General features: G+C 60.6%; 8 protein-coding genes and 4 pseudogenes. 9 read left to right on the top strand and 3 right to left on the bottom strand.

Annotation, left to right across the window (positions count from 1 at the left end):
• From tnpB to NKI47_RS33920, 5 genes are all read left to right on the top strand, one after another.
• The coding region (tnpB, locus tag NKI47_RS33940) for an IS66 family insertion sequence element accessory protein TnpB (RefSeq protein ID WP_352595980.1) at positions 1-273 on the top strand (273 nt) is incomplete at its 5' end.
• 258 nt (positions 274-531) lie between these two features.
• On the top strand, positions 532-1,005 hold the full coding sequence (locus tag NKI47_RS33935; protein ID WP_352595977.1) for a hypothetical protein: 474 nt from the start codon (positions 532-534) through the stop codon (positions 1,003-1,005).
• A 135-nt stretch (positions 1,006-1,140) separates the two neighbouring features.
• Positions 1,141-2,703 (top strand): recombinase family protein, encoded by a 1,563-nt coding sequence (locus NKI47_RS33930; protein WP_352595983.1) that lies wholly within the window; start codon positions 1,141-1,143, stop codon positions 2,701-2,703.
• Positions 2,704-2,715: 12 nt separating this feature from the next.
• Positions 2,716-2,925: a hypothetical protein gene (locus NKI47_RS33925; protein ID WP_352595975.1), complete on the top strand. Its 210-nt coding sequence runs from the start codon at positions 2,716-2,718 to the stop codon at positions 2,923-2,925.
• A gap of 84 nt (positions 2,926-3,009) precedes the next feature.
• Positions 3,010-3,243 carry an IS110 family transposase gene (locus tag NKI47_RS33920; protein ID WP_352595972.1) on the top strand — a complete coding sequence of 78 codons (234 nt, stop codon included), beginning with the start codon at positions 3,010-3,012 and terminating at the stop codon, positions 3,241-3,243.
• 28 nt (positions 3,244-3,271) lie between these two features.
• Here the strand turns inward: NKI47_RS33920 and istB are convergent, their stop codons facing one another.
• A complete protein-coding gene (gene istB, locus NKI47_RS33915) occupies positions 3,272-4,156 on the bottom strand; it encodes an IS21-like element helper ATPase IstB (RefSeq protein WP_352595969.1) in 885 nt (294 codons plus the stop codon).
• 64 nt (positions 4,157-4,220) lie between these two features.
• A pseudogene (gene istA, locus NKI47_RS33910) lies at positions 4,221-5,064 on the bottom strand (IS21 family transposase); the annotation flags it as partial.
• 171 nt (positions 5,065-5,235) lie between these two features.
• Here istA and NKI47_RS33905 point away from each other — a divergent pair.
• Together NKI47_RS33905 and NKI47_RS33900 are read left to right on the top strand one after the other, a co-directional pair.
• The gene (locus tag NKI47_RS33905) at positions 5,236-5,598 is read left to right on the top strand and encodes a hypothetical protein (RefSeq protein WP_352595966.1); all 363 of its coding nucleotides are present in this window, start codon (positions 5,236-5,238) and stop codon (positions 5,596-5,598) included.
• A 177-nt stretch (positions 5,599-5,775) separates the two neighbouring features.
• Positions 5,776-6,563, top strand: a pseudogene (locus tag NKI47_RS33900) (IS256 family transposase); the annotation flags it as partial.
• Positions 6,564-6,694: 131 nt separating this feature from the next.
• On the opposite strand, the pseudogene NKI47_RS33895 reads toward NKI47_RS33900, so the two are convergent.
• A pseudogene (locus tag NKI47_RS33895) lies at positions 6,695-7,986 on the bottom strand (transposase); the annotation flags it as partial.
• Positions 7,987-8,021: 35 nt separating this feature from the next.
• On the opposite strand from NKI47_RS33895, the pseudogene NKI47_RS33890 reads away from it, so the two are divergent.
• A pseudogene (locus NKI47_RS33890) lies at positions 8,022-8,402 on the top strand (transposase); the annotation flags it as partial.
• Positions 8,403-8,743: 341 nt separating this feature from the next.
• Positions 8,744-9,196, top strand: a complete 453-nt coding sequence (locus NKI47_RS33885) for an Lrp/AsnC family transcriptional regulator (RefSeq protein WP_352595963.1) — start codon at positions 8,744-8,746, stop codon at positions 9,194-9,196.
• Positions 9,197-10,002: the final 806 nt, after the last annotated feature.

Below are 10,002 nucleotides of genomic sequence, written 5' to 3'. Positions count from 1 at the left end.
ACCGATATGCGTCGCGGAATGCAAGGCCTCGCTCTGCAGGTTCAGGAGACGTTGGGCCGGGATCCGCATGCCGGCGATCTTTATGTCTTCCGCGGCCGCAGCGGCAATCTGGTCAAGATTATCTGGCATGATGGGCTCGGCATGTCGCTGTATGCAAAACGGCTCGAGAAGGGCCGGTTTCTATGGCCGTCGCCGGCGGACGGCACGGTTTCCATATCACCGGCGCAGCTCGCCTACATGTTCGAAGGCCTACAGGAATATCCCTGCTGGTGAGTCCGACGAATCATCGAGCGAGGTGGTCCGGGTTCTGGACCCACATCATGCGCTTTACGGGCGATCCTTCCGCCTGATCCGCCAAGTGGCGCAGGAGGTGGAATTTTCCACCGTCATACGAAGTCGAGCACCTTAATGGATCGACACTGCTGATCCCGGTGGCAGCAACGCAGAAGTATGTAGAAGACACGAATCAGACTAAATTGAGCGTCGAGGCGGTCCGGGATCTTGTCCCGGTGGCGGAATGTCTCGAAGGTCATGACCATAGACCCCAAGAGCCTGTGGGCGACGCTGTCACCAGCTTTGCGGCGTCAAATCCTCGACGAGGTCGCCGCGGTTCTGGCGGAGGTGTCCCGTGAAGTCCGAACTGGTCAAGCCAACCCATCTGGCGCGCAGAGCGGTTGTTTACGTCCGGCAGTCGACGCCGCACCAGGTGGTCAGCAATCAAGAAAGCCTGCGGCTGCAGTACGCGCTTCGTCAGCGCGCCCGAGAACTCGCTGGCATGATGCCGACATCGATGTCATCGATGCCGATCTCGGCTTGAGCGCAGCGTCTGCTGCAAAGCGGAATGGCTTCAAGGAACTCGTCGGACGGGTTGGCCTCAGCGAGATCGGGTTGATCCTATCGATCGATGTGACGCGGCTGGCGCGCAACTGTTCAGATTGGTACCCGCTTTCTGGATATCTGCGGCCTGCGCGGCTGCCTTATTGCCGATCGCGATGGCGTTTATGATCCCGGCAGCGCTGCTTCTCGGCCTGAAGGGAACGATCTCAGAGCTTGAGCTGCATACGATCCGCAGCCGTCTGACGGCTGGTCTGCTTGCCAAGGCCGAGCGCGGCGAGCTTGCCCTCATGCTGCCAGGGCTTGGTGCGCGATCCGAGCGGGGTGGTTGTCAAAGATCCGGATCTTGCCGTTCAGGAACGGCTTGAGCTTGTGTTCCAGACATTCCTGAAGTTCCGCACCGTTGCCAAAGTTATGCGCATGCTGAACGATCGGGGCCTGGCACTGCCGCGCCGCGACCGGCACGGCGAGCTGCGTTGGGCGCGAGTGACGGTCTCGGCGGTGGCGGCAATCCTGAAGAACCCCGCTTATGCCGGTGCCTTCGTCTATGGACGAACCAGGCCCCGTGCCACCGCGTGCGAAGGCGGTTCGTCGGCAAAGGTGGCGCGGCCGATCGATGAATGGCGGATCGTCGTGAAGGACCGGTATCCGCCTTACATCGACTGGCCAACCTATGAGAATATCCGTGACGTCGTGCGAGACAACCGAGCCGAATACATGCGCATCAAGACGAGAGGTGCTCCCCGCAATGGCGAGCTTCTGCTGCATGGCACCGTCTGGTGCGGGCGATGCGGCCACAAGATGTACGTTCGCTACAAAGGTGGCGGAGAGTATGTGTGCAATCACCTGCGCTCCCACACGGGCTTGCCGGCCTGCCAGCACATCCGCGCTTCACGCGTGGATGCCGCTGTGGCCGACGCATTCTTGATGGCGCTGGCGCCTGCCGAGATTGATGCGCTGTTGCGAGCCCGCCGGGCGCAACAGCAGGTCGAAAAGGCCCTGCGCAGCAGCGCCGAACGTGAGCTTGAGCGCAAGCGCTATACTGCAGCGTTTGCCGAGCGCCAGTTCAACCGGGTCGATCCGGACAATCGTCTTGTCGCTGGCGAACTCGAGCGTCGGTGGGAAGCGGCGTTGAGCGAGGTTCGCGCGGCCGAAGAAGCCCTTGCCCGGCAAGCTTCGGCCGAGCCCGTCATGCAAATGGCGCTGGGCAAAACCCTCAACAGCAAGGTCGTCACCCTTTCCGGTCGCCTGCCGCAAATCTGGGCGGACGACGCCACGACGGACGCGCATCGCAAGGCGCTGTTGCGGTGTCTGGTCGAAAAAGTCGTTCTCGATCGCGGCGAGCACGATGTTGCTCTGGTCAGGATTGTCTGGCGAGGCGGCGCGGTCACGGAACTTGAGGTCAAGATGAAGGTCAACTCCGTCGCCAAGCTCACGCGCGGCGAAGAAATGCGTGCGCGTCTACTCGATCTCGCAATAGCCGGCATGCCTGATGATGAGATTGCCGCCGTCCTCACCCAGGAGGGGCACCGCTCGCCCAATTGCGCCGAAAAGGTCCTGCCGATCACCGTGCAGCGGATCCGGCTCGGCGCCGGGATCAGGATAACGACGCAGCGCAACCGATGGACCCACCAGGCCACTTCGTTGAGCGCCATACAATTGGCCGCACGGCTGAACATCCCCGTCAATTGGATCTATGTGCAAATCAGACAGAAGCGCCTTCTGATCGACCGTCAGCCGACCGGAGCCTACCTATTCCAAAACTCCCCTTCCGTAATCAATGCAGTCCGCGACCTCCGCAACCACACCATCCGCCACCTTGATCTGAGAATCATTCAGCTTCAACAGGAGGGGTATCAACATGTGTGATCGCACGGAGGTTTGGACTGGGGCGGCGTAAGCCATGCCCTGTGCGTTATTGACGGCGTCGGCCGGGTCATCGTCCGTCTCGATGTCCGCCACGATGCGGCTGGGTTGGCTGACATGGTAGCCCGGCTCAAGCGCGTGGCGGCGCCGGCCGAACTGCCTATCGCCATCGAGCGACCATCCGGTCTGGTCGTCGATACCTTGGTCGAGGCCGGTATCCCGTGATCCCGATCCATGCGAACGTCGTCGAGGCCTGCAGGCCGCGCTATCGCGCCGCGGGTGGCAAAAGCTATCCGGGCGATGCCTTCATTGGCCGACATCTTGCGCACCGACGGACATCGCTTCCGGCCTCTTGTGCCGGTCTCCGATGACATCCGGGCGTTGCGCGCCCTGGTCCGCGGCCGCGACAACCTTGTGGCCCAGCGTGTCGCATTGGCCAACCAGCTCCGCAATCTGCTCGAAGGCTTCTGGCCAGGGGCAGTCGCCATTTTCGCCGCCATCGATAGCCCGATCGCGCTGGCTATAGCGCGACGATCAGGATGAGACGCGAGCGACAATCTGGATGAGATTCTTATGTCGCGGTCACGGGCAAATTATCACTGTGATTGTCGCTGCCAAGAGGATCGTCGGTTTCTGATTGTCGCTCCGCGACAAGTTCGTGCGTGTGTTTGATTGTCGCGTAGGAGGCGGGTCTGCCGCGCTGACGTTTGGCTTCCATGGCGGATCGTCGGCTTTCGACATTCATCTCGAAGATCGTTGCGTGATGAACAAGTCGGTCCACGGCCGCGAGCGTCATGGCGGGATCTGGAAAGACCCTGTTCCATTCTCCGAAGGGCTGATTGGCCGTCATCATGATGGATCGCCGCTCGTAACGGGCGGAGATGAGTTCGAAGAGTACGCTGGTTTCGGCCTGATCCTTGGTGACGTAAGCGAGGTCGTCGAGGATGAGCAGATCGAACTTGTCGAGTTTGGTGATGGCGGATTCGAGCTGGAGTTCGCGTCTTGCGACCTGCAGCTTCTGAACGAGATCGGTGGTGCGGGTAAACAAGACCCGCCAGCCGTTCTCGATGAGGGCGAGGCCAATTGCCGCCGCAAGATGGCTCTTTCCGCCAGGCGGGCCGAACATGAGGATATTGGTTCCTTTGGCGAGCCAACTATCGCCGGCGGCGATGGCCATGACCTGGGCCTTGGAGACCATAGGCACGGCGTCAAAGGCGAAGCTGTCGAGTGTCTTTCCAGGCGGCAGATGCGCCTCGGCGAGGTGGCGTTCGATCCTGCGATGCGATCGCTCGGCCAACTCATGTTCGGCGACGGCCGACAGGAAGCGAGCGGCTGGCCATCCCTCCCGATCGGCCTGCTCGGCAAATTGCGGCCAGAGCGTCTTGATCGTCGGCAACCGGAGCTCATTCAGCATGATGCCAAGTCGTACTTCGTCGATTGTGTGAATGCTCTTCATGCGACCTCTCCCGCGTAGGTGCCCCCCATCAGCGCTTCATAGCTATTGAGCGATGCGAGTTGCACATGAAGGCGCGGTAGGAGCCGAGATCGTCGAAGTCCCTGGTGCCGCGCATCAGTAGCGCATCGCGGACCGCGTTCTTGAGATGGCCGTGGGAACTTTCGATCGAGCCGTTCTCATGCGCGACGCCCTTGTTGTTGCACGTCGGCATCATGCGATAATGGGGCGCACAGTTCCTCGTAGCGATGCGTCAGATCGACCTTGGCGTCGGCATCGAGGTTGCGGAAGGCGGCCGACAAGCTGTCGCTGCGGTGATAGAGAGGCGAACCGCCGACCGACCACAAGGCGTTTTGAAGCCCCTCGGCCAGAGCGACGAAGCTTTCTCCGCCAAGGATGACATGGGCGTGCTCGAAGCCCGACCAGACCAGCCGGAAGTGATAGAGCAGATGCTCGAGCGGCTGGCCGGCAATCGTCACGCCGAGGCTGTCCATGTCAGTAAAATCCGACAGTCCCAACCGACCGGGTTCGTGCGTCTGACGGAAGATCACTTCCTGCTCCTGACCGTGAACAGCCCGCCATGATCGAATACGCCGCTCAACCGTGCGGCGAATACCTTCGGACAGTTCCGGATGACGCCGTAGCATCTCATTGTAAACGGCGACCGCACGGATGCCGGGAGCGGCCTTGAGGAGCGGAACAACCTCTGTGTCAAAGATATGCTCAAGAGGATCGGGGCGACGCCGGTCGCGCGGCGGCCTGCTTTGCGATGGAAGACGCGCTTCCTTCTCGATACGGTAAGCTGTCGCCCGGCTGATCGACGCCTTGGCGGCGGTGACCTCGATGGAATTGTTTTGTCGGTACTTCATAAAAAGCCTCGTCTGATGATCAGTTACATGGCGACCCGGCACAAAGTGATTCTCCATTCTCAGAAAATCACCCACGCTACCGGGCCGACCGCGATCATGAGACGCCGAAAAATTGCGCCGCGGCGGGGGTGTAACTCCGGTCGGGCTACGCCCTCCCTTCGTCACACCCCCGCCGCCGAGTCTCATCCTGATTGACGCTGAGTCTCACCTTGATTGTCGCCGCGCACGCTGGCCTTCGTCGGCCGCTATCCCACTCCCGACAACGCCAGCCGCCTGGGCGAGAAACGCCTGGCTAGCTTCATGGCGCAAGACGCCTGCTGTGGGCGCCGACAGGGCTGGCCGGTGACGCCGAGGCCGACGCCAAAGGCGAGCTCGGTGGCGGGTTTGCGCGGCGCGGCGTACGGTTTTGGCTGGACCAGTCGCGGAGCTGAGCGCGGCCGGCGTCTAGTCGCTCCGGCGCGTGACGATCGGGTGATGCAAGGTGGCGACATCATCGAAGAGGCGCCCCCTGAACAGTCTTTCACGTCTGCGCAGAACGATCGCACGAAGCAGGTCTCGCGCAGTTTGGGTTACTGACCCGCATTGAGCCGCCTTTCGCGTACATCGATGGGAGGAGACTCAATGAGCGACTTGGCCACCGCGCTGGCCAACGCACGGTAGTGTTCTGAGAGTTCTGCAAATTCGCTGAGAGAGGGCGGTCATGGCAGGCTGGTGATGCTCAACGTCACCGATTCCCTGGAAGGGAACGCCACCATGACCAAGACTGAAAGTAGGACCGCCAGCGCCGCCGTCAAAGACATTCTGCTATCGAACCCTGAAGGGCTGCATGAAGTGTGCGTGCGGTGATGCAGGAGGTCCTCGAGACTGAGATGGACGAGGCGCTGGGTGCCTCGAAGGGCGGGCAGACACCGGAGCGGCTCGGCTACCGCTCGGGTTATTACGCCGCACCCTTGTTACCCGTGTCGGCAAGCTTGAGCTGCGGGTTCCGCAGGACCGGGCCGGCCGCTTCTCCACCGAGCTGTTTGAGTGCTACCAGAATTCGGAGCGCGCCCTGGTGGCCACGCTTGCGGAGATGTATGTGCAGGGGATGTCGACCAGGAAGGTCAAGGCGATCACGGAAAAGTTGTGCGGTCATGCGTTCTCGGCCTCGTCAATCTCGGCCATCAGGGCACCCATCGAAGTATTCCTTCAATGGGGACCCTACCAAGAGTCTGGACGAGAGCCTGAAGGCCTTTGCCGAGCGCCCGTTGCAAGAGCCCTTTGCCTACCTCATCCTCGACGCCCGCTACGAGAAGGTGCGCGAGGCTGGCATCGTCACGAGCCAGGCGGTGCTGATCGCGGTCGGCATTGACTGGGACGGATGCGCCAGATCCTGGCCGTGGAGAGGGCCAATCGCGAGAGTCGCTTGGCCTGGAAGGACTTCCTCGTCGCGTTGAAAGCGCGCGGCCTCAAGGGCGTCGAGTTGGTTGTGTCCGACGACCACGGCGATCGGCGAGGTGATCCCCGAAGCCGCCTGGCAGCGCTGCTACGTGGGGCTGTTGAATAAGCCTGCTTTTCTGCGGTTGACTCGCATCGGGAGGCTCTGATCTCAGAACTGCCGATATGCCGTCTCAGAGCTCGTTGACGGGTTCCAGGCGGAGTATGAGCATCACCAAACCCAGAAAAGGGCAAGCAAAGCGGCCGCCAGTCGCTTCAGGTTGACCGCCGCCGCGGTGAGATAGGCCTGAATTTTCATGTTGCCGAGACCGCGCCGGACCGCCCGGGCGAGGCCGTGCCAATTCTTGGCCTCGCCGTGATAGCCTTCCGAGCGCCACCTGTGGCGCTGGTAGAGCTGCTTGTCCTCTTCCGACCATCGTTCGCGGCGCCTGCGCGCCCGCAACAAGGCCGGATAGTCGTCGCCCAGGATGACCGCTTTGTCGACCCGCCCTTTGGACAAGCAGATGGAAGCAAGATCGCAGCCGACACAGTCTCGGGCGCGCGAGTAGAAGAAGCGCCCGTGCTTTACCCGCCGGGTCGGGCGCAGGATCTTGCCGCGCAGGCATTTGAGGACGTCGTGCTTGGCGTCGTAGCGGAAGCGGCGTAGCGGTGCGGGACTTCGGATCGGCTCAGCCTTGGCCGGGATCAAAGCTTCGATGGCGCGAGACTCGAAAGCTCCGTAAACCTTTGCATAGGCGTAGCCGGCATCGGCAGTGACAGTGCTGATGGAGAGCCCCGTCGCCTTCATCGTGGCATTAATCCGCTCGACGATCATCTGCCCTTCGTTGATCTCGCCCGTGGTCACGGCAACATCCAGAACCACGCCGCGCAGATCATCAACGACGGCATGTTGCTTGTAGGCAGGCTCCAGCCGGCGATTGCGGCCATTAGTGGCCATGCTGGCATCCGGGTCGGTGACGCAGACCTTCTTGAACTTCCCGGTCTTGCGGCTCCTTTTGAGAGCGGCCTCAGCATCCTCGTTCACCGACCTCACAGCCTCGATGTGGCGCACCGCCAGGTTGTCCCAACTCACGTCAGCTCGGATCAGTGAAGCATCGACATGAACCACCTCGCCCTTGGCGATCTTTGCCTCGATGCAGGCCTGGACGGTGCGCTCGAAAATCCGGCGGAACCGATCCTCGCCCCAGCGCTGGCGGATGCGTGTCAACGAGGAATGATCCGGCAGCGCTTCATGCAGGCCATAGCCGACGAACCACCGGATGGCGACGTTGACCTGCGCCTCGGGCATCAGCCGGCGATCGTGCACAATCCCGAGCAGGAAGCCGGCGAGCATCAGGCGAACTGCGACCTCGGGATCGATGCCCGGGCGACCATTGTCATTGCAATAGAGATCCGCGACGTCGCCGTGCAGCCATGACAGATCAAGCACACGGTCGACCTTGGCTAGAACATGGTCATCGGGAACAAGTTGTCGTAGCGAGCGGTCATGAACAGTTCGAGCTGATCCCGCTCTTTCCGGCCGAGCATCGCGAATCCTCCGGCGAATCAACGATTGCTCAATTGAATCAGTGGCAGAGGACTTATTCAACAGCCCCTACGTGCACTTCCTCAGAAACGCGCTCGATCATTTGCCGCGCAAGCACGGCGATGATTGCTTGCAGGAACTCAGATGGCTCTACGACCGGCGCGATCTCGCCGAGGCCAAGGCCGATCTCGCCGCATGGCTTGCCAAATGATCGCCTCGTTACCCACGACTGACGACCTGAGTGGAGGAGACCATCGAAAGCACGCTGATCTTCTTCCGCGTGCCGCGTGAAAGCTGCCTGCGTCGGGTCAGGGCGCTCGCCGTCGAAACCAACGAAAACTGGATCGAGGCAAACCGCTACATCAACATGGACGATCTGCACGAACATAAGAAGCTCGCTCTGCGCCAAGGCGCATGACCAGTTTCACGGTCGCCCCTTTCGGCTGAACTTGACGCACACAACCTCGGTTAGTGGCCAAGTCGGACCACCTCGCGAGCCCAATAATGGGAGCCGGCGCATGCTTACATCTGCTGAAATGCGGATCAGACAAAGCGGTGAAATGTCAGCTCATAAGACGCACTTCGAGCCGATCAGGGTTGGACCCGAAGGGGGCGCATATTTCGATCATCTGCCAGACCAGAAGTGCCTATTATGTTTCAGTTTGTGAGAGGAATTGGAATAAATGTTGCGTAAATCTGTGCAATTGCTAAAAATTGATGAGTGATTGTTAAATCTCCAAGTATGGCCGGCGCCGCACGATGGACGACCTAGACCGAAGGATCCTTACAGCGCTACAGAGGAACAATCGGCTCTCCTTTGCCGAACTTGCGGAGCTTGTCGGTTCGTCGGCCGCCTCATGCATGCGTCGAGTGAACAAGTTGCGTGTAGATGGCGTAATCGTTGCAGATATCTCGCTCGTGGATCCGAAGGCTGTTGGCAAATCGCTTACGGTTGTCGTAACTGTAGAGCTTGACCGTGAACGTCTTGACCTCGTCGACGATTTCAAGCGCGCGATGCGCGCGGCAAAGGAAGTTACCCAGTGCTACATGGTCACGGGCGACGCCGATTTTGTACTGATCGTGGCCGTTGAGGACGTCGAGGCCTTTGACGTCTTCGTCAAGACAAAACTCTATACCAACCCAAATGTCCGAAAATTTAGGAGCATGATCGCGCTTGATCGTGTCAAGTTTGAGCCACGGGTCACGGTGTAGCCTTCGGCGGTTGCGCTGACGCCGTCAGTCAGGGGGGCGTTTTGAAGCGCCTATTGCAGGTCCAGCTTCGGATTGAAACTGTCCATAGCGACGGCTCCCTCGACAAACAGTTGACGATCCTGTCTCGGCCGAAATTATTGATCGACGAGCTGAGCTATCTGCCCTTCTAGGCCAATGCTGCCCACCTGTTCTTCCAACTGGTGGGGGGCGCTACGAGAAGGGATCGATTCACTTCCATCCGTTCGGTCGGCGAATGGGGGAGCGTTTTTGGAGATCCGTAATGGCAACCGCGATCCCTTGATCGCCTGCTCCATCATTCGACGGTGGTCACCGTTCGCGGGGACAGCTACCGGTTCGCGAAAAGCGTGGTTCCGGCCTTCTGCAGAAGGCTGGAACCATCCCGAGACCAACGAAACCGCAAAACAATGAGAGGGGGTCAAATCCTCACTTCGCTTGACAGCGCCGGCACGACATGCGGCCGTTCCACGACGCGAACTCCAGCGGATGGCGGCGGTCGGCGTTTGGATGCCACGCATGGTGGAAGCCGCGCGCCTGCCGTGCTTGGGCAAGCGGCCAAGCCAAGACAACGTTGGACCTGAAATCCAGGCCGGCGGGTGGCGCCGTTCTTGCGGGCAAGTCTGCGCGAGGTAGTTCCGTGCGCTCAAGCGACCGTAGGGTTCTTGAAACACGTTTCGCGCCCAGGTGACCTGCCACTGAGAATTACCTCCATCTGAGATTAGAGTCCGGGCCTTGATTGAAGGACGGACTGATGAAGAGAAAGCGGTTTACGGAAGAGCAGATCATCG

The organism is Mesorhizobium sp. M0633, assembly GCF_040320645.1.
Taxonomy (GTDB): domain Bacteria; phylum Pseudomonadota; class Alphaproteobacteria; order Rhizobiales; family Rhizobiaceae; genus Mesorhizobium.
The sequence above is the reverse complement of the archived record's forward strand: the minus strand, read 5'-3'. Positions and strand labels throughout refer to the sequence as shown.